Origin of the sequence: Neorhizobium vignae (genome assembly GCF_000732195.1) — a bacterium.
GTDB lineage: Bacteria > Pseudomonadota > Alphaproteobacteria > Rhizobiales > Rhizobiaceae > Neorhizobium > Neorhizobium vignae.
Genome location: NZ_JNNU01000002.1, coordinates 560283 through 579366, shown reverse-complemented (window position 1 = coordinate 579366; position 19084 = coordinate 560283). Strand labels below are relative to the sequence as shown.

Genomic DNA, 19084 nt, shown 5'->3' with positions numbered 1-19084 from the left:
ACTGCCTACGCGCGGTAAACATCCGTTTAATGAGGGTGTAAGAGGATTTGGTAGGGTATAGATAGTATGGACTTCGCCTCGGGCAACTGGCAACATGAGTTCCTGAACAAGTTCGTGACATGGTAAAGGCAGGATGGATTGCAACGCAGGTGATTTTGAACATTTCGAAGTGAGGGAGCCCGCCACGCAGACTATCCCCTTCGTTTTCAATTCGCCTCACAGCGGCAGCTTCTACCCGCCTGAATTTCTTGCCGAGAGCGGCCTCGATTCGCTCGCCATCCGCCGCTCCGCGGACCACTATGTCGACGAGCTTTTCGCCGACGCGCCGGAACTCGGCGCACCGCTGCTCCTGGCCCATTTCCCGCGCGCCTATCTCGACGTCAATCGCGAGCCCTACGAGCTCGATCCGCGCATGTTCGACGGGCCGTTGCCACCTTTCGTCAATATCGGCTCCATGCGTGTCGCGGGCGGGCTGGGCACCATTCCGCGGATCGTCGCCGAAAACATGGAAATCTACCGCCGCCGGCTGCCGGTCGACGAGGCGATGTCCCGCATCGAAACGATCTACAAGCCTTACCACGCCTGCCTTCGCAAACTGATCGCCCGCACCCATGCCCGCTTCGGGCTCGCCATCCTGATCGACTGCCATTCGATGCCGGGCAATATCCGCCTTTCCGGTTCGGACGTGCGGCCCGACTTCATCATCGGCGACCGCTACGGCACCAGCGCGTCTGCCGAGCTCTCTCGGGCGGCGATGCAATTCCTCGACGGCATGGGTTTTTGCGCCGTGCGCAACAAGCCCTATGCCGGCGGTTTCATCACCGAACACTACGGCCGGCCGGTGCGCGGTCTGCATGCGCTGCAGATCGAGGTCAACCGCGCGCTCTACGTGGACGAGATGACGCTTGCCAGACGACCGGAATTCCCGATGGTCGCGGCTGCACTTTCCACCTTCATGCGGCAGATGGCGGAATTCGTCATCGACTTCGCAGGCGACAGCGCGCTCGCAGCCGAATAACGTTCACAAAGTTTTCCACAGGTTTGGTCTGTCGCCGGCGGAATTGCCGACTTGTCGGCTCGATCGCGGGCAAAAAAAACCGCGCTTGTGGGCGCGGCTAAGTCTAGGGAGGAAACACCCAAGGAGGGTATTTACAGTCAAAGACTGTGCATTGAAGCTACGAGTGCGCTGCACAAATGTCAAGCAACTTTTTTAGTTGCTTAAATATGCGCCATTTTTAGGCGGATTGCCGAGATTTGCGGCAGCGAAAGATCATTTTTTGAATTTCTGCGCATTCGGCTCGAATCCGGTTCCATGCTTCGGGCGGGTGTTTTAGAACAGGTCTTCATTCCAACAGCGGATTTCCCCATGCTTCCCGATCGCGATTTCTTCCATGCGCTTGCCGATGCTGCCAAGGCCGAGACCCTGCCGCGCTTCCGGACCGGACTTTCCGTCGTCAACAAGGAGCAGGGCGGGTTCGACCCGGTGACCGAGGGCGACCGCGCCGCCGAGACGGCGATCCGGGCTCTGATCACCGCACGCTTTCCCGAACACGGCATTCTCGGCGAGGAGCATGGGAATGTCGGCCTCGACCGCGAGCATGTCTGGGTGATCGATCCGATCGACGGTACGCGCGCCTTCATTTCCGGCCTGCCGGTCTGGGGCACGCTGATCGGCTTCCAGTCGAACGGCCGCGCCGCCATGGGGCTGATGGACCAGCCGTTCATCGGCGAGCGTTATTTCGCCGACGGCACGAATGCCTGGTATTCCGGCCCGGACCTCGAGCGGCAGCAGATTTCGGTGCGCGACTGCGGCAGCCTTGCCGCCGCCACCCTTTTCACCACCTCGCCGCATATCTTCGGCGGCGACGATCTGGCGAAATACCGTTCTGTCGAGGAGAAGGTGCGGCTGTTCCGCTATGGCTGCGATTGCTACGCGTATATGCTGCTCGCCTCCGGCCATGTGGATATCGTCGTCGAGAACAACCTGAAGCCCTACGACGTCGGTGCGCTGATTCCGATCATCGAGCAGGCGGGCGGCATCATCACCACCTGGGACGGCGGGCGCCCGGAAAACGGCGGCAATATTCTTGCGGCGGGCAGCAAGGCCGTGCATGCGGAAGCCATGAAGCTGCTTTCCGGCAAGTAGGTCACCAAGCGGAGAAGGATCACGCGGCGGTCTCGGAGAGCCCGAAACCGCCATCCTGGCCGGGCATGAAGGCCTCGATCGCCGCCAGCGCCTGGGCGCGGTAGATATCCCTGTCGTGAAACAGTTCGTGGCGCGCGCCGTTGATGGTGATCAGCTGGCCGGCGCGGAAATTGCGCGACAGTTCCTCCTGCGCCGCATAGGGGACGATGGCATCGAGAACGGGAGCGAGGATCAGGGTCGGAATGGTGATCCTGGTCAGATGCGACTGGGAGGATATGCGGCGAGCGGCCTTGAACGTCTCGTGCAGCCAGCGGGCCGTCGGCGGGCCGATCGTCAGCTCCGGATGGGCGGCGCCGATCTCAACGTTGCGGGCGAAACGCTTCGGATCGGAGGTCAGCGGATTGCCTTCGAAGGCGCGGTTGCTGCGGTCGGCGCCCATCGAGACGCGGCCGAAACCGGTCCAACTCGCAATCCCGGCAAGTGTGCGGATGAAGCCTTCCGGGACACCCTGACCCGAGAGCGCGATATAGGGGGCTGCAATTGCCATCCGGTTGATGCGGTTCGAAAGGCGCGGGGCAGCCGAGAGCGCGATCAGGGCGCCGGTCGAGTGGGCAACCAGGAAGAAGGGCAGGCGGGCATCCGGAAGCACGATATGTTCGAGGAAGATCTCGAGATCCCGCTCGTAGTCGGAAAAGCGGCGGACATGGCCCTTGCGCGGATTTTTCGTCAGCCGCTGCGATCCGCCCTGGCCGCGCAGGTCGAAGGTCGCGACCCACAGGCCCATGGCGTTCAGATCCCGGATCGTCTCGAAATATTTCTCGATGGATTCGTTGCGGCCCTGCATGAGCACGACGGTGCCGGCCGCCGGCGACATCCCGGAGCGGAACAGGCCGTAGCGTAACCGGGTGCCTCGATGACCGGTAAAATAGCCGGCCGTGCAATTGGCCGGAGCCGGATTGCCGGGCGTGGGGTGGAGAATGTTGTCGATGGAATCTGCCGCTTCGCTCATGCCGGCAGGGTCAGCCAGCGGCGGCGGGACGTCAAGGAAAAAGCGCGGCTGGCGCCAGCCGGTGGCGTGCCAGACGATGTCGAAGACATCGGAGGGCTTGCACGCTGCCGGTCTAACATGTGTATTCAACCGCATTTGAAGATTTCTGGATGTCCGTCGGCCCGCCGGAGCACGGGAGTGTGCGAGGAGGATGGTTGGCGTCAGTCGAGGTATAAGGAGGGAGACAAGCCATGTATTACGCAATCCTTGCCTATCACGAGGAGGGAGTGGTCCAGTCCTGGACCGAGGAGGAGGATCAGGCGCTGATGACCGAGCTGCTGGAGGTCAATGACCGTCTGGTTGCGCAGAAATCCCTGGGACCTGCCGCTCGACTCGGGCCGACGGAACAGGCCGTAACATTGCGGGGCAAGGGCGAGGGGATGGTTATCGACGGTCCGTTTGCCGAAACCAAGGAGCAGCTGCTCGGCCTCTACGTGGTGGATTTTCCGACGATCGATGGAGCCATTGCGGCGGCACGAGATCTGCGCCGTGCCAATCCGACGGCGGTCTACGAAATCAGGCCGATCCTGCTCTATTTGCCGGGCGCGCCGCTGGAGACGCGGGCGGAGGACTGAGGGAGTAGTTCGGCAGGAAAAAGAAGCCGGAATCGCGGGGTCTAGGGATACCCCAAGCGATTCCGGCAATTGATGACCGAAGCGAAGGGACGAATGGAGCTTCGGTCGAGAGAGACAGTCTGCCTTCCACTGTTACTTCTATCAAAACGCTCCTGAACCGGCTCGAAACGGGCTGTTCATCTCAGGTTCACTCGTAAATCGCGCCGCGAACCGGGGCCTTGAAGCCGCGAAAACCAATCCCCATTTGAACTCTGCGGACGCCAAACGGGTCCGCGGAACGGGACCGCATCGCCAATGAAGGGATGCGCAAACCCAGATGAAAACCGCAACGTCGCTTCCCAAGGAGGACTCCATGCGTCACGTCGATTTTACCCCCCTTTACCGCTCCACCGTCGGTTTCGACCGCCTTTTCAACCTGCTCGACAATCGCGGGCCGGCTGACCAGACCCCGAGCTATCCGCCCTACAATATTGAGCGGACCGGTGAAAACACCTATCGCATCACCATGGCCGTTGCCGGTTTCGACGAAAAGGAACTCAGCCTCGAAGCCCATGCGAACGTGCTGACCGTGAAGGGTGAAAAGAGCGAAGACGAAACCGCTGCCGAACAGAGCGAATATCTCTATCGCGGCATCGCCAAGCGCGCCTTCGAGCGCCGCTTCCAGCTTGCCGATCATGTCGAAGTGCAATCCGCTTCGCTGAAGAACGGCCTGCTCCATATCGACCTCCTCCGGAACATTCCGGAAGCCATGAAGCCCCGTCGCATCGCGATTGCCGCAGACGCAGTCGCTCCGAAGACGATCGAGGCCCAGGTTACCCCGCAGCAGGTCAACTAACCCGCTGCCGGGTTTCCGGTCGATATAGTCGAGCAAGCCCAATGCGGCCCTTCCTCTTGGGGGAAGGGCCGTTTTTCGTTCTGTAGGTTCATTGACCGGTGCGGCTTGTGCCCCCACTGTATCAACAATGTTTCTACATGGGAGAGGCTCATGCGCGTCACCGTCAAGAAATGGGGAAACAGCGCCTCGGTGCGCATCCCCGCCGCCGTCATGGAGGCGGCTCAGCTGCAGATCGATACGGTCGTGGACGTGTCGGAGGAAAACGGCCGGATCATCATTGAGGTGGTGCGGGACGCGGAGCTCGATCTCGATCAGCTCATTGCAGGCATGACACCGGACAACCTCCATGAGGAAATTGATTTTGGAGCGCCTGTCGGCAAGGAAGCGCTATGACGCCTGCGTCCTATGTTCCGGAGGCCGGCGATATCGTCTGGCTGGAATTTTCACCGCAAGCGGGACATGAGCAGGCCGGGCGCCGGCCCGCCGTCGTGTTGAGTCCTCAAAGCTACAATCGCTTCGGCTTGATGCTGTGCTGCCCGATGACCACCAAGCGGAAGGGGTATCCTTTCGAAGTGGCGATCGGTGACGACGGAGACAGCACGGTCCTTGCCGACCAGCTGAAGAGCCTCGACTGGAAGGCGCTCAATGCGCAGCGCAAGGGCCGGGTTTCCGCCCGGGAGCTTTCCCAGATCAGGGCGAGAGCAGCTGCGCTGATCGGCAAGCCCTGATCGACGCCGCCGGCCCTCAAGCCGCAGCCGGGGCCGCGACGGCATCCTTCTTCACCTTCAGGCGGTTCGCATATTTCTGGGCGATGACGGCGCAGGCCATGAGCTGGATCTGATGGAAGAGCATCAGAGGCAGGACGATGGCGCCGATCGAGGAGGACTGGCCGGCGAAGATGGCGTTGGCCATCGGCACGCCGCTTGCGAGCGACTTCTTCGATCCGCAGAAGGTGATGGTGATTTCGTCCTCCTTGTTGAAGCCCAGCGCCCGGCTGCCGAACATGGTGATGCAGAGCACGACTGCCAGCAGCACCATGTCGACCAGGATGACGACGCCGATATCGAGCGCCGAAAAGGTGTGCCACAGGCCTTCCATCACCGCCTCCGAGAAGGCGAGATAGACGACCATCAGGATCGAGCCGCGGTCGACGGGGACAAGGATCTTCTTCTTCGAACGGATCCAGTTGCCGATCCAAGGCTGCAGGATCTGGCCGAGGACGAAGGGGGCGAGCAACTGAAGCAGGATGCTTTCGAGCGCATCCCAGGAAAAGCCCGCGTCGCCCGTGGTCGAGAGCAGGATGCCGGCGAGAAGCGGCGTCAGGAACATGCCGAAGATGTTGGAGCCGGAAGCGGCGCAGATCGCTGCGGGCACGTTGCCGCCGGCGATCGAGGTGAAGGCGATCGAGGATTGCACCGTCGAGGGCAGCACGCAGAGGAAAAGGATGCCGGCATAGAGCGGCGGCGCCAGGATGTCGTCCGGAATGAAGCCGATCATCAGCCCGAGGATCGGGAAGATCGCAAACGTCGTCAGCAGGATCGTCAGGTGCAGGCGCCAGTGCAGGATGCCCGCCACCACGACATCGCGCGAGAGGCGCGCGCCATGCAGGAAGAACAAGAGACCGATGGCGATGTCGGTCGCGACGTTGAACCAGTCGGCGTAGACGCCATGGATCGGCAGGACCGAGGCGAGAATGACGGTGCAGACGAGAAGGACCGTGAAGCGGTCCGGCAGAAAACGGCTCATGGGCGGATTCCTCGGATTTGAGGATTTACTCTTCACTTATCATGAAGCAGAATGCAAACACTAATAGTTATCATGATTTCGGATAGCCATGCTCAACCTTCACCACTTGAACAGTTTCGTCATGCTGCAGCAGACCGGCAGTTTTACCGAGGCCGCGGCGCGTCTTGGCATCGGCCAATCCACCGTGACGCAGCATATCCAGCGGCTGGAAAAGTCGCTCGGACGGCAGTTGGTGTTTCGCGATACGCATCAGGTGAAGCTGACCGCGGAGGGCGAGGCATTGCTCGGTTATGCGCGGGGCATGCTGGACATGAACGGCAAGGTGGCCTCGCTGTTCGGGGAGAGCCGGTTGCGCGGGCGGCTGCGGCTCGGGGTTTCGGAAGACGTGGTGGCCAGCCGGCTGACCTCGATCCTCGAAGATTTCATCCGGCTTTATCCGCTGGTCGACCTGGAGCTGACCGTGGCGCTCTCCGCGGTGCTTTATCAGATGCAGGATATCGGCGATCTCGACCTGGTGCTCGCCAAGCGGCATATCGGCGAGACGAACGGCCGGCTGCTTTATCGCGAGCCGCTGGTCTGGCTGGCGCGCGACCCGGATCTGGCGCTGCGCGGCGATGTGCTGCCGCTGATCGCCTTTCCGCCGCCGAGCATTACCAGGCGGGTGGCGCAGGAAGCGCTCGACCGGGAAAAGAAGGCGTGGCGGATCGTCTGCACCTGCGGCAGCTTGAGTGGGCTCACCGCTGCGGCGCGGGCCGGCATGGGCGTGCTGGTCCAGCCGCGCAGCATGGCGCCGGCGGGGCTGAAGGAGATCCCGGCAGACCGGCTGCCGGTGCTGGAAGACGTGGAGTTCGTGCTGGTTCCGCGGCGCGGCGCCGATGCCGCGCTCACGGAGGCGCTGTCGAGCCTGATCGTGGCGCAGATCGCGCCACAGCATCAGGCGTAGGCTGAGGCTTCAGCCCGCCGAGCAGATCGACAGGAACTGGTCGATGTCCTCTTCGGTGGTGGCAAACGAGGTGACGAGGCGGATCAGGGTTTCGTCCTCCCTGACCGGCTCCGGCATGTTGGTCGGCACCGGCCAGCCGTAGAATTTCGCGCCCTTGGCTTCTGCGGCTTCGGCGGATGCCTTGTTGAGCACGGCAAAAACCTCGTTGGAGGTGGTGTGCCAGGCAAGCCTTGTGCTGTTCAGCGAGCCGATGCCGGCGCGCAGCCGGTCTGCCATGCTGTTGGCGTGGCTTGCCATGTTGAGCCAGAGGCCGTCCTGAAGATAGGCATCGAACTGGGCCGAGATGAAGCGGGTCTTCGAGAACAGCTGGGCGGCGCGCTTGCGGATGAAGGCGAAGTCTTTTGCGAGTTCCGGATTGAAGAAGACGATCGCTTCCGCACACCAGCAGCCGTTCTTGGTGCCACCGAAGGAGAGGATGTCGATGCCGCGTTTCCAGGTCATTTCAGCGGGCGAGACGTCGAGCGAGACCAGAGCGTTGGCGAAACGGGCGCCGTCCATGTGGACCGGCAGGCCGTTCGCCTTGGCGATCCTGGTGATCGCGTCGATTTCGTCAAGCGTATAGATGGTGCCGGTTTCGGTCGCCTGGGTGAGGGTGACGGCGGCGGCGCGGCCGTGATGCAGCGAATCCTGCGGGAAGCCGGCGATGCGGGCGCTGAGCTTTGCCGGCTCCATCTTGCCGTCTTCGCCTTCGACCGGCACCATGCGCATGCCGGAAAAGAAGTCCGGCGCGCCGCATTCATCCTCGATCACATGGGCTTCCGAATGGGAAAATGCGACGCCGCCGACCCGTGCGATGCTGGCGAGCGACAGCGAATTGGCGGCCGTGCCGGTGGAGACGAAATAAACGGAGACGTCCCGTTCGAAAATCTCGTTGAACCGGGCCTCGACCGCCTTGTCGAGGTCGCTGTTGCCATAGGCGGCGGCAAACCGGGTCGACTCCCTCGAGAGGCGTTCGTTGATGGACGGATGGGCGCCGGCCCAGTTGTCAGAAGCGAAAAACATTTTGAAAAATCACCCTGGAAGCTTTGTCTTGGAAGGCGTGCGGAGATTAATCTTTTTGAACCGGTAATCAATCGGCGAGGTCTGCCGAAAGGCCAAAACGGTTAGGTCAGCAAGTGGCACGCTTTAAAAACCGCCCGAACGTAATTAAATTTCGACATCTACGGCATTTGGCGTAATCTTCTGTCGCCAAAAGGGGCAGATTTTTAGCAAGCGCTCTTGTCGCCGATTAACTTCTATGGCATAAATTTTGAAAATTAGGACAGAAGTGCTGTCCTAATTTCTGGAAATGAAGCGATGATGGACGCGTCTTTTTCCGCTGACGCTCACGCCGATCCGGGTTATGTTGCACTGCAAGGCTGCAACTGACGCTGGAGCGGCGCCATCGCATGAAGCACGGGATGGAGCTTGGCTGTCATCCCCAAGAGATATTTGAAAGCCACTTTGCCCGCTGCCGAAGGCGGCCAACAGGAGGAATGACGATGACGAAGACCATCTCCGAGATGTCAGGCGCTGAAGCCCCGATGTCGGCCGAGACGACAGTTCGCGTTCCATTTGTCGCCGGCGGTTTGCCGATGGCCCAGGGCCTCTATCACCCGCGCAACGAGCACGATGCCTGCGGCGTCGGCTTCATCGCCCATATGAAGGGCAAGAAGTCGCACCAGATCGTCAAGGACGGCCTGTTCATCCTCGAAAACCTGACGCATCGCGGTGCCGTCGGCGCCGACCCGCTGATGGGCGATGGCGCCGGCATTCTGGTGCAGATACCCGACCGCTTCTTCCGCGAGGAAATGGCGGCCCAGGGCGTCACCCTGCCGAAGGCCGGCGAATACGCCGTCGGCCACATCTTCATGCCGCGCAAGGCGGATGAGATCGAGCACTACAAGAAGGTGATCGCAGACGTCATCGCAGAGGAGGGGCAGCAGTTCCTCGGCTTCCGCGATGTGCCGGTCGACAACTCTTCGCTGTCGAAGGCGCCTGATATCGCCGCCACCGAACCGCATCACGTTCAGGTCTTCATCGGCGCCGGCAAGGATGCTGCGACCAACCACGATTTCGAGCGCAAGCTGTTCCTGATCCGCAAGGTGATCTCCAACCGCATCTATGACGCATTCGGCGGCGTCGACATGGGCTTCTATCCGGTGTCGCTGTCGTCCTCGACGATCGTCTACAAGGGCATGTTCCTGGCCTATCAGGTTGGCGCCTATTACAAGGACCTGGCCGACCCGCGGTTCGAGACGGCGGTGGCGCTGGTGCACCAGCGGTTCTCGACCAACACCTTCCCGTCCTGGAAGCTCGCGCACCCTTACCGCATGGTGGCCCATAACGGCGAAATCAACACGCTGCGCGGCAACGTCAACTGGATGGCGGCGCGCCAGGCGTCGGTCTCTTCGCCGCTGTTCGGCGAGGACATTTCCAAGCTCTGGCCGATCTCCTACGAAGGCCAGTCGGACACCGCCTGTTTCGACAACGCGCTCGAATTCCTCGTGCGCGGCGGTTATTCCATGGCGCATGCCGTGATGATGCTGATCCCGGAAGCCTGGGCCGGCAACCAGTCGATGTCGCCGGAGCGCAAGGCCTTCTACGAATACCACGCCGCCCTGATGGAGCCGTGGGACGGCCCGGCCGCCGTTGCCTTTACCGACGGTCGCCAGATCGGTGCGACGCTCGACCGCAACGGCCTGCGTCCGGCCCGCTACATGGTCACCGACGACGACCGCATCATCATGGCGTCGGAATCGGGCGTTCTACCGGTGCCGGAAGAGAGCATCATCAAGAAGTGGCGCCTGCAGCCGGGCAAGATGCTGCTGATCGACATGGAAAAGGGGCGGATCGTCTCGGACGACGAGTTGAAGTCCGAGCTTGCGACCAAGCATCCCTACGGCAAGTGGCTGGACAAGACCCAGCTCATCCTCGAAGACCTGAAGCCGGTGGAGCCGCGGGCGCTGCGCCGCGACGTGTCGCTGCTCGACCGCCAGCAGGCCTTCGGCTACACCTCGGAAGACACCAAGATCCTGATGTCGCCGATGGCGACGACGGGCCAGGAAGCCGTGGGCTCGATGGGCACCGACACGCCGATCTCGGCCATGTCGGAAAAGTCGAAGTTGCTCTATACCTATTTCAAGCAGAACTTCGCGCAGGTCACCAACCCGCCGATCGACCCGATCCGCGAGGAACTGGTCATGAGCCTCGTGTCGTTCATCGGCCCGCGTCCGAACATTCTCGACCACGAGGGTGCGGCGAACGCCAAGCGTCTGGAAGTGCGCCAGCCGATCCTGACCAACGGCGATCTGGAAAAGATCCGCTCGATCGGCCACACGGAAGACCGGTTCGACACCAAGACGCTCGATTTCACCTATGACATCGAGCGCGGCGCCGAAGGCATGCCGGAAATGCTCGATCGTCTCTGCGAACGTGCGGAAGCGGCGGTCAAGGGCGGCTACAACATCATCGTGCTTTCCGACCGTCAGATCGGTCCGGACCGCATCGCCATCCCGGCGCTGCTGGCGACCGCTGCCGTGCATCATCACCTGATCCGCAAGGGGCTGCGCACCTCGGTCGGCCTCGTCGTCGAATCCGGCGAGCCGCGCGAAATCCATCACTTCTGCTGTCTGGCCGGTTACGGCGCCGAGGCGATCAACCCCTATCTCGCCTTCGACACGCTGACCGACATGCACGCGCGCGGCGAATTCCCGAAGGAAGTGGATTCCTCGGAAATCGTCTACCGCTACATCAAGGCGGTGGGTAAGGGCATCCTCAAGGTCATGTCCAAGATGGGCATCTCGACCTACCAGTCCTATTGCGGCGCCCAGATCTTCGATGCGATCGGCCTGTCGTCCGGTCTGGTCGAGAAGTATTTCTTCGGCACGGCGTCCAACATCGAAGGCGTCGGCCTCGAAGAGATCGCGGAGGAGACCGTCGCCCGCCATCATGCGGCCTTCGGCAAGGACCCGGTCCTGGCGACGACGCTCGATATCGGCGGCGAATATGCCTACCGCATGCGCGGCGAAAGCCATGCCTGGACGCCGGATGTGGTCGCGACGCTTCAGCATGCGGTGCGCGGCAACAGCCAGGAGCGCTACCGCGAATTCGCCGAGATGGTGAACGAGACGGCGGTCCGCATGAACACCATCCGCGGCCTGTTCAAGATCAAGTCGGCGGTCGATATCGGCCGTACGCCGGTTTCGATCGACGACGTGGAGCCGGCGGTCGATATCGTCAAGCGGTTTTCGACCGGCGCCATGTCGTTCGGCTCGATTTCCCGTGAGGCGCATACGACGCTTGCGATCGCCATGAACCGGATCGGCGGCAAGTCGAACACCGGTGAGGGCGGCGAGGAGAGCGACCGTTACATGCCGCTGCCGGACGGTTCTCAGAACCCGGAACGCTCGGCGATCAAGCAGGTCGCGTCCGGCCGCTTCGGCGTCACGACGGAATACCTGGTCAACGCGGACATGCTGCAGATCAAGGTGGCGCAGGGTGCAAAGCCCGGCGAGGGCGGCCAGCTGCCCGGCCACAAAGTGGATGCGACGGTCGCCAAGACCCGTCACTCGACGCCGGGTGTAGGCCTCATCTCGCCGCCGCCGCACCATGACATCTATTCGATCGAAGACCTGGCGCAGCTGATCTACGACCTGAAGAACGTCAACCCGACCTCGGACATTTCCGTCAAGCTCGTCTCGGAAGTGGGCGTCGGCACGGTTGCCGCAGGTGTCGCCAAGGCGCGCGCCGACCATATCACGGTCGCCGGCTTCGACGGCGGCACCGGCGCTTCGCCGCTGACCTCGCTGAAGCATGCGGGTTCGCCTTGGGAAATCGGCCTTGCCGAAACCCAGCAGACGCTGGTGCTGAACGGGCTTCGCTCGCGCATCGCCCTGCAGGTCGATGGTGGCCTGAAGACCGGCCGCGACGTCATCATCGGCGCGCTGCTCGGTGCCGACGAATTCGGCTTCGCGACGGCTCCCGTCATCGCCGCCGGCTGCATCATGATGCGCAAGTGCCACCTGAACACCTGTCCGGTGGGTGTGGCGACGCAAGACCCGGTCCTGCGCAAGCGCTTCAAGGGTACGCCGGAGCATGTCATCAACTACTTCTTCTTCGTTGCCGAAGAAGTGCGCGAGATCCTGGCCTCGCTCGGCTTCACCCGCTTCGACGAGATCATCGGCATGGTCGAGCTTCTGGAAAAGGACGAGATGATCGCTCACTGGAAGTCCAAGGGCCTCGATTTCTCGAAGATCTTCCACAAGGTGGAGGCTCCGAAGGAGGCGACCTACTGGACGCAGCGCCAGAAGCATCCGATCGACGACATTCTCGACCGCAAGCTGATCGAGAAGTCGCAGGCTGCGCTAGAAAACAAGGAGCCTGTGGTCTTCGAAGTGCCGATCAAGAACGTCGACCGTTCCGTCGGCGCGATGCTCTCGGGTGCGCTCGCCAAGCGCTGGCGCCACAAGGGCCTCAAGGACGACACGATCCATGTGACGCTGCGCGGCACGGCCGGACAGTCGTTCGGCGCGTTCCTGGCGCACGGCATCACCTTCGATCTGGTCGGCGACGGCAACGACTATGTCGGCAAGGGGCTGTCGGGCGGCCGCATCATCGTGCGCCCGCCGGAGAACTCTCGGATCGTCGCGGAGAACTCCATCATCGTCGGCAACACCGTGCTCTACGGCGCGATTACCGGCGAGTGCTATTTCCGCGGCGTTGCCGGCGAGCGCTTTGCGGTTCGCAACTCCGGTGCCATCGCGGTCGTCGAGGGTGTCGGTGACCACGGCTGCGAATACATGACCGGCGGCATCGTCGTCGTGCTCGGCGAAACGGGGCGCAACTTCGCGGCCGGCATGTCCGGCGGCGTCGCTTACGTGCTCGACGAGAGCGGCGATTTCGCCAAGCGCTGCAACATGGCGATGGTCGAACTCGAGCCGGTTCCGGAAGAGGACGACATGCTGGAGAAGCTGCACCATCACGGCGGCGACCTCATGCACAAGGGACGCGTCGACGTTTCCGAGGACATGACGCGCCACGACGAGGAGCGCCTCTACCAGCTGATCTCCAACCACCTGCACTACACGGGCTCCAACCGCGCCAAGGAAATCCTCGACCGCTGGAGCGAATACCGCCCGAAATTCCGCAAGGTCATGCCGGTCGAATACCGCCGTGCGCTTGTCGAGATGGAGCGGATGCGGATGGGGGTCGCTGCGGAATAAGTTTCGCGCGGTTTGTTAGGTTTTAACCGGCTGCCAGAGCGCAGGACGGATTGAGGGTTTAAACATGGGCAAGGTAACGGGTTTCCTGGAAATCGACCGGCAGGTGGGCAAGTATCAGCCGGCTTCCGACCGCATCCGCCATTTCCGTGAATTCACCATCCCGATGTCGGATGCGGAAATTACCAAGCAGGCGGCGCGCTGCATGGACTGTGGCATTCCCTATTGCCACGGCCCGACCGGCTGTCCGGTTCACAACCAGATCCCGGACTGGAACGACCTCGTCTACAACAACAAGTGGGAGGAGGCGATCCGCAACCTCCATTCCACCAACAACTTCCCGGAATTCACCGGCCGCGTCTGCCCGGCCCCCTGCGAGGAAGCCTGCACGCTGAACCTCGAGGATGCGCCGGTCGCGATCAAGACGGTCGAGCAGGCGATCGCCGACAAGGCATATGAGCTCGGCTTCATCGCACCGCAGCCGGCAACGGTCCATACCGGCAAGAAGGTGGCGATCATCGGCTCCGGTCCTGCCGGTCTGGCGGCTGCCCAGCAGCTCGGCCGCGCCGGCCATGAAGTGCATGTCTATGAGCGCGAGTCCAAGGCCGGCGGCCTGCTTCGCTACGGCATCCCCGACTTCAAGATGGAAAAGAACTTCATCGACCGCCGCGTCGAGCAGATCACCGGCGAGGGCGTGACCTTCCATTACGGCGCCAATATCGGCGTCGACATCCCGGTCGAGAAGCTGATCGCCGAGCATGACGCCGTGCTTTATTGCGGCGGTTCGGAAACCCCACGTCCGGCCGGCATTCCCGGCGTCGAGCTACATGGCGTCTATGACGCGATGCCCTATCTCGTGCAGCAGAACCGCCGCCTCGGCCGCGAGAACATCGAAAGTGTCGCCTGGGCGGCCGATCCGATCCTGGCCGGCGCCAAGCATGTCGTCGTCGTCGGCGGCGGCGATACGGCGTCGGACTGCGTCGGCACGGCCTTCCGCCAGGGCGCCGTCAAGGTGACCCAGCTCGACATCCGCCCGCAGCCGCCCGAGAAGGAAGACAAGCTCGCCGTCTGGCCCTTCTGGGCCACCAAGATGCGGACCTCGTCCAGCCAGGCCGAAGGTGCGGTGCGTGAATTCCAGGTGGCGACGCTCGAATTCGTCGGCGAAGACGGCCAGCTCGTTGGCGTGCGCTGCTGCGAAGTCGATGAACGCCGCAAGCCGATCGCCGGGACGGATTTCATCATCAAGGCCGATCTCGCCTTCATCGCCATCGGCTTCTCCGGTCCGCTGACTGACGGTGTTCTGAACGAGCTCGAAGGCAAGCTGACCCTGAATGTCGACCGCCGCGGCTCGACCAACGTGGTCGCCAACGACAAGGACTACAAGACTTCGGTCGACAAGTTCTGGACCGCCGGCGACGTGCGCCGCGGCCAGTCGCTGGTCGTCTGGGCGATCCGCGAAGGCCGCCAGGCGGCACGGGCGATCGACGAGGCGCTGATGGGAAGCTCGGTTCTGCCGCGGTAAGGTGGCGGGAATTTCGCTGGGCAGACGATTGATGTGAGCCGGTGCAGCAAGCTCCGCTAATCTCCCCCCTTGTGGGGGAGATGTCACCGAAGGTGACAGAGGGGGGCGCCGCGAATTCGACTGTCGAAGAGTATGCCGCAGCACCCCCCTCTGCCCTGCGGGCATCTTCCCCACAAGGGGGAGATTGGATGTGGCGCGGTTTCGCTCCTATCCGACGCCGTGCGTGACCCGTCACTCGCTAATGGGTATCCCTAGCGCGCCGCACTCACGGCCGGGACCCGATAATCATCAATCCGCCCGGCCGGTGCCGGTGCGAGTTCGCCGCGCCTGACCAGTTTGTCGCGCGGCGTTTCGGCGAGGACGGAGGGGAGCGGGGCGGCGCCGAGAAGGTCCTTGCCGCCGTCGAGCTCGGGGTCGGAGAGGCTGATCGGATGGGTGGGCACGGCCTGGCCGGGCGATGCGGGAAGGGTGGATAGAGCCGGCAGGTTGGAACCGTCGAGCTTGACGACATCGGGGCTTGCCATTTCGCCGAGATGCCGGCGGGCCAGTTTTTCCACGTAGAAGGCGAGCTTCTGCTTGCCGGCCTTGGTGAAGGTGATGCCGTCGGAACCGCGCAGGCGCACTTGCTGGCCGTTGACGTCCGAACCGGTGATGACGAACTTGCCGTCCTCGTCGACGAAACCTTCCCAGATATCGACGAATTCGCCGCCGGCCTTTTCCACCTGGTTGCGGTAAATGGCGTTGAGCGTCACGGCGTCTGCGGTCGCCGTCGGCGACTGGAAGGAAGGCAGGCCGACCCAGAGGAGCGGCAGCTTGCGGGAGGCGACTATGCCGACGAGTTCGGTCACCCGCCGCTCGTATTCCTTGAACCAGGCGTCGCTGCGGAACTTTTCCTTCGTACTGCCGATCGTCATCTGCTGGCGGTCGTTGGCCCCGAGCATGATCACGACCACGGCGGGTTTCACCTCGTCGATCATGGCGGGAAGCTCAGTCGCCCAGTCGAGATGATCTTCGCGCACGAGACCGGAGGAGCCGTCGCTGCGCTCGGTGATCGCGACGCCGGGAGCGGTCGCAAACGCCGTTTCCAGTTCGCTGCCGATGCCGCCGGCCATAAAATCGCCGACCACCAAAACCTGCTTGGCATTATCGATTTTGGCGACCGGTTCCGGCGCCGGCGGCGCGATCGGCTGCACCGGGCGGGGAGCGGCGGCTCGTCCCGTGCTGCGGCGGGGCCGCGGTTTCATCTCGATGATCGAGCCGTCGCGTTCGTAGCGGCGGCGGCTGTAGGGGGCGGGCCGCTCATAGCGGTCGTCGCGCTCGTAACGCGGGCCGCCGAACAGGTAATCGAAGAGATTACGGCGCGGGATGGGCTCCTGGGCGGCCGCCGGAGGCGAGGCGGCCGGCAGGGCGACCAGCACCGCGAGCAGGAGAAGGGCCAGGCGCACCCATCCCCAGTTTCGCACGCCCTTGTTTCGTCGAGGCCTGTTCCGCCAGGCACCGTTCTCGACGGTCTCTTTTTGCCCGGATTTATGCAAAGCCTTCATGCCTCCGCCGCCCCGCAAGTCTCGCGGGAGATTCCCTTAAACGATGTGGCGCGAAGCACCTTCTTGTCAACGCAAAGCTTCGAGAAGCGACTTTGACGGCTCGCCGTTCTGCTGCATGCCGAGGCGTTTCTGAATCGCCGAAATCGCCGCCTTCGAGCCGGAGCCGAAATTGCCGTCGACTTCGCCGTCGTAATAACCGAGCTGCTTCATGCGGTTCTGCAGTTCGAACTTCTGCTTGATGTCCAGTGTACCTTCGGGGCGCGGCCAGCTCTGCTGGACACCGCCGAATCCGGCAATCTCGTCGGCGAGCAGACCGACCGCCAGCGCGTAGCTGTCGGCGGCGTTGTATTTCTTGATGGTGAAGAAATTGCCGAGCATCAGGAAGGCCGGGCCGCTCTCGCCGGCCATCAGCTTCAGCGTCGCCCGGTCGGTGCCGCGCGGGAAATTCTTGCCGTTCGCGCGGGTAAAACCGAGCTTCGCCCATTCGCCGAGCGTTTTGGTCTGGCCTTCGTGACGGGCGCCGTTGGCCGGGAGCACCGTTTCATAACCCCAGGTCTTGCCGCTCTGCCAGCCGTTCTTGGCAAGAAGGTTGGCGGAGGTGGCAAGCGCATCCGGGATCGAATGCCAGATGTCACGCTTGCCGTTGCCGTCGGCATCGATCGCGTAGAGCAGGTAGCTGGTCGGGATGAACTGGGTATGGCCCATGGCGCCGGCCCAGGAGCCGGTCAGCTGTTTGGGCGTGATATCGCCCGACTGCAGGATCTTCAGTGCGGCGATGAGCTGGTTGCGGGCAAACTTGGCGCGCTTGGGGTCGCCCCAGGCAAGCGTCGCCAGAGCCTGCGGCACGTGGTGCAGGCGGTCGGGATTCTCCAGTGCTGCACCATAATTGGATTCCATCGACCAGATGGCGAGCAGGATGTTCTTGTCGACGCCGAAATGGCGTTCCAGGGAGGCGAGCGTCGAGCCGTGCCTGGCGGCCATCTCGCGGCCGATCTTGACCGTATAGGGGTTTACGCGGCTGTCGAGATAGTCCCAGATCCTGGACTTGAATTCCGGCTGGAAATTCGCCTTTTCAAGCACGTCCTGATCGGGTTCACTGATGCCGGCGAAGGCTCGGTCATAGGTGGAACGGCTGATACCGCTTTTGGCTGCAGTGTCGTAGAATTTTGCGATCCACGTCTTGAAACCGGCGTCTGCCTGAGCATCTATCGGCATGGCCGCGGCGGCGAGCCCGGCGATCAGAGAGAAGGCAAACCCACGAAAGAGGTTGGTGCGAAGCGTCTTCATCGGCAGTCGGGTCCATTCTTCTTTTACCAAGCCTGACGGCAAGAGTGGCATGCGGCTTAACGATGTAATAACAGGATTGGGTCAACAAATTCTTTACCATAGAAACCGGACCCGCGGCAGTCTTTGCGAAACAGTAGCAATTCGTCATTAGATGCCGAGATTTGAATATTCGCACAATGACGTGCTTTCAGGAGGCATGAGTGGCACAACAACAAAAGATCCGTAAGGCAGTGTTTCCGGTAGCAGGTCTGGGCACGCGCTTCCTCCCCGCGACCAAGGCGGTGCCGAAGGAAATGCTGACCGTGGTCGACAAGCCGGTCATCCAGTATGTGGTGGATGAGGCGGCCGAAGCGGGCATCGAGCACTTCGTTTTCGTGACGGGTCGCGGCAAAGGGGTTATCGAAGATTATTTCGACATCCAGTACGAACTGGAGCAGATGCTGCGCGAGCGCAACAAGAATGCCGAGCTGACGCTGCTCGCCGGCCTTCTACCGGTTGCCGGCACCGCCAGCTTCACGCGCCAGCAGGTACCGCTCGGCCTCGGTCATGCGGTCTGGTGCGCCCGCGATATCGTCGGCAACGAACCTTTTGCGGTCCTGCTTCCCGACATGATCATGGCCGGCGGCAAGGGTTGCCTCAAGGGCATGGTCGATCTCTATGCAGAGAGTGGCGGCAACGTCATCGCGGTTCAGGAATGCGATCCGGAACAGGCGCATAAATACGGCATCGTCGGCATCGGCGCACCGGTCGGGGAAGGCTTCAAGATCACCCAGATGGTCGAAAAGCCCGCCAAGGGAACGGCTCCGTCCAACCTCTACATCAACGGCCGCTACATCCTGCAGCCGGAAATCTTCAAGATCCTGGAAACCCAGGAACGCGGCGCCGGCAACGAGATCCAGCTTACCGACGGCATGTTGGCGCTCCTGAAATCCCAGGAATTCGCGGCCTATCCGTTCAAGGGCGATACGTTCGACTGCGGCGCCAAGGATGGCTTTATCCTGGCCAACCTCGCCTTCGCGCTGCAGCGTCCCGACATTCGCCCTGCGATCGAAGGGCCGATGAAGGCACTGCTCGCCTCGCTGAAGTAAAATTTTCCGACCGGCAGTCTGCCGGTTAGACGTCACGCAAACCCCTCATGGTCCTGCTATGAGGGGTTTTCTTTTTCACGGTGCCGAGTG

General features: G+C 62.3%; 15 protein-coding genes. 10 read left to right on the top strand and 5 right to left on the bottom strand.

Translation table 11 applies throughout. The features are described from left to right. Positions 1-133 precede the first annotated feature (133 nt). Together GQ59_RS02990 and hisN are read left to right on the top strand one after the other, a co-directional pair. Positions 134-1018: an N-formylglutamate amidohydrolase gene (locus GQ59_RS02990; RefSeq protein WP_037077218.1), complete on the top strand. Its 885-nt coding sequence runs from the start codon at positions 134-136 to the stop codon at positions 1016-1018. Positions 1019-1366: 348 nt separating this feature from the next. Continuing rightward, positions 1367-2146 (top strand): histidinol-phosphatase, encoded by a 780-nt coding sequence (gene hisN / locus GQ59_RS02985; protein WP_037077215.1) that lies wholly within the window; start codon positions 1367-1369, stop codon positions 2144-2146. A gap of 19 nt (positions 2147-2165) precedes the next feature. Here hisN and GQ59_RS02980 read toward each other — a convergent pair whose 3' ends face one another. Continuing rightward, the gene (locus GQ59_RS02980; protein WP_037078136.1) at positions 2166-3134 is read right to left on the bottom strand and encodes an alpha/beta fold hydrolase; all 969 of its coding nucleotides are present in this window, start codon (positions 3132-3134) and stop codon (positions 2166-2168) included. A 251-nt stretch (positions 3135-3385) separates the two neighbouring features. On the opposite strand from GQ59_RS02980, the gene GQ59_RS02975 reads away from it, so the two are divergent. From GQ59_RS02975 to mazF, 4 genes are all read left to right on the top strand, one after another. Further along, complete coding sequence (locus GQ59_RS02975; RefSeq protein ID WP_037077213.1) at positions 3386-3769, top strand: YciI family protein; 384 nt, start codon at positions 3386-3388, stop codon at positions 3767-3769. A gap of 352 nt (positions 3770-4121) precedes the next feature. After that, positions 4122-4604, top strand: a complete 483-nt coding sequence (locus tag GQ59_RS02970; RefSeq protein WP_037077212.1) for an Hsp20 family protein — start codon at positions 4122-4124, stop codon at positions 4602-4604. A gap of 150 nt (positions 4605-4754) precedes the next feature. Then, positions 4755-4997 carry an AbrB/MazE/SpoVT family DNA-binding domain-containing protein gene (locus tag GQ59_RS02965; RefSeq protein ID WP_037077211.1) on the top strand — a complete coding sequence of 81 codons (243 nt, stop codon included), beginning with the start codon at positions 4755-4757 and terminating at the stop codon, positions 4995-4997. Next, positions 4994-5332: an endoribonuclease MazF gene (gene mazF / locus GQ59_RS02960; protein WP_037077210.1), complete on the top strand. Its 339-nt coding sequence runs from the start codon at positions 4994-4996 to the stop codon at positions 5330-5332. Before GQ59_RS02965 ends, mazF begins: the two co-directional genes overlap by 4 nt. Positions 5333-5348: 16 nt before the next feature. On the opposite strand, the gene GQ59_RS02955 is transcribed toward mazF, so the two are convergent. Continuing rightward, positions 5349-6350 carry a bile acid:sodium symporter family protein gene (locus tag GQ59_RS02955; RefSeq protein ID WP_037077208.1) on the bottom strand — a complete coding sequence of 334 codons (1002 nt, stop codon included), beginning with the start codon at positions 6348-6350 and terminating at the stop codon, positions 5349-5351. A gap of 88 nt (positions 6351-6438) precedes the next feature. Here GQ59_RS02955 and GQ59_RS02950 point away from each other — a divergent pair, with 88 nt between their 5' ends. Further along, positions 6439-7293 carry a LysR family transcriptional regulator gene (locus GQ59_RS02950; RefSeq protein WP_037077205.1) on the top strand — a complete coding sequence of 285 codons (855 nt, stop codon included), beginning with the start codon at positions 6439-6441 and terminating at the stop codon, positions 7291-7293. Between the two features lie 9 nt (positions 7294-7302). On the opposite strand, the gene GQ59_RS02945 is transcribed toward GQ59_RS02950, so the two are convergent. After that, the gene (locus GQ59_RS02945) at positions 7303-8355 is read right to left on the bottom strand and encodes a threonine aldolase family protein (RefSeq protein WP_037077203.1); all 1053 of its coding nucleotides are present in this window, start codon (positions 8353-8355) and stop codon (positions 7303-7305) included. A 479-nt stretch (positions 8356-8834) separates the two neighbouring features. On the opposite strand from GQ59_RS02945, the gene gltB reads away from it, so the two are divergent. Then, positions 8835-13556, top strand: coding sequence for a glutamate synthase large subunit (gene gltB / locus GQ59_RS02940; protein WP_152564198.1), 4722 nt, complete (start codon positions 8835-8837; stop codon positions 13554-13556). 64 nt (positions 13557-13620) lie between these two features. After that, positions 13621-15075, top strand: coding sequence for a glutamate synthase subunit beta (locus GQ59_RS02935; RefSeq protein ID WP_037077197.1), 1455 nt, complete (start codon positions 13621-13623; stop codon positions 15073-15075). Positions 15076-15326: 251 nt separating this feature from the next. On the opposite strand, the gene GQ59_RS02930 is transcribed toward GQ59_RS02935, so the two are convergent. Both GQ59_RS02930 and GQ59_RS02925 read right to left on the bottom strand, forming a co-directional pair. After that, complete coding sequence (locus tag GQ59_RS02930) at positions 15327-16619, bottom strand: SGNH/GDSL hydrolase family protein (RefSeq protein WP_084682952.1); 1293 nt, start codon at positions 16617-16619, stop codon at positions 15327-15329. 66 nt (positions 16620-16685) lie between these two features. Further along, positions 16686-17906 (bottom strand): lytic murein transglycosylase, encoded by a 1221-nt coding sequence (locus tag GQ59_RS02925; RefSeq protein ID WP_037077194.1) that lies wholly within the window; start codon positions 17904-17906, stop codon positions 16686-16688. A 200-nt stretch (positions 17907-18106) separates the two neighbouring features. Between GQ59_RS02925 and galU the strand changes: the two genes are divergently transcribed. After that, positions 18107-18994, top strand: coding sequence for a UTP--glucose-1-phosphate uridylyltransferase GalU (gene galU, locus GQ59_RS02920; RefSeq protein WP_037077192.1), 888 nt, complete (start codon positions 18107-18109; stop codon positions 18992-18994). The last annotated feature ends 90 nt before the right edge of the window (positions 18995-19084 follow it).

What these genes read in the sequence shown, in the direction of transcription:
- GQ59_RS02975 (WP_037077213.1), top strand. Translation starts at nt 3,386, where the DNA reads ATGTATTACGCAATCCTTGCCTATCACGAGGAGGGAGTGGTCCAGTCC.
- GQ59_RS02935 (WP_037077197.1), top strand. Translation starts at nt 13,621, where the DNA reads ATGGGCAAGGTAACGGGTTTCCTGGAAATCGACCGGCAGGTGGGCAAG.
- GQ59_RS02970 (WP_037077212.1), top strand. Translation starts at nt 4,122, where the DNA reads ATGCGTCACGTCGATTTTACCCCCCTTTACCGCTCCACCGTCGGTTTC.
- GQ59_RS02945 (WP_037077203.1), bottom strand. Translation starts at nt 8,355, where the DNA reads ATGTTTTTCGCTTCTGACAACTGGGCCGGCGCCCATCCGTCCATCAAC.
- GQ59_RS02925 (WP_037077194.1), bottom strand. Translation starts at nt 17,906, where the DNA reads ATGAAGACGCTTCGCACCAACCTCTTTCGTGGGTTTGCCTTCTCTCTG.
- mazF (WP_037077210.1), top strand. Translation starts at nt 4,994, where the DNA reads ATGACGCCTGCGTCCTATGTTCCGGAGGCCGGCGATATCGTCTGGCTG.
- GQ59_RS02930 (WP_084682952.1), bottom strand. Translation starts at nt 16,619, where the DNA reads ATGAAGGCTTTGCATAAATCCGGGCAAAAAGAGACCGTCGAGAACGGT.
- GQ59_RS02965 (WP_037077211.1), top strand. Translation starts at nt 4,755, where the DNA reads ATGCGCGTCACCGTCAAGAAATGGGGAAACAGCGCCTCGGTGCGCATC.
- GQ59_RS02955 (WP_037077208.1), bottom strand. Translation starts at nt 6,350, where the DNA reads ATGAGCCGTTTTCTGCCGGACCGCTTCACGGTCCTTCTCGTCTGCACC.
- hisN (WP_037077215.1), top strand. Translation starts at nt 1,367, where the DNA reads ATGCTTCCCGATCGCGATTTCTTCCATGCGCTTGCCGATGCTGCCAAG.
- gltB (WP_152564198.1), top strand. Translation starts at nt 8,835, where the DNA reads ATGACGAAGACCATCTCCGAGATGTCAGGCGCTGAAGCCCCGATGTCG.
- GQ59_RS02990 (WP_037077218.1), top strand. Translation starts at nt 134, where the DNA reads ATGGATTGCAACGCAGGTGATTTTGAACATTTCGAAGTGAGGGAGCCC.
- GQ59_RS02950 (WP_037077205.1), top strand. Translation starts at nt 6,439, where the DNA reads ATGCTCAACCTTCACCACTTGAACAGTTTCGTCATGCTGCAGCAGACC.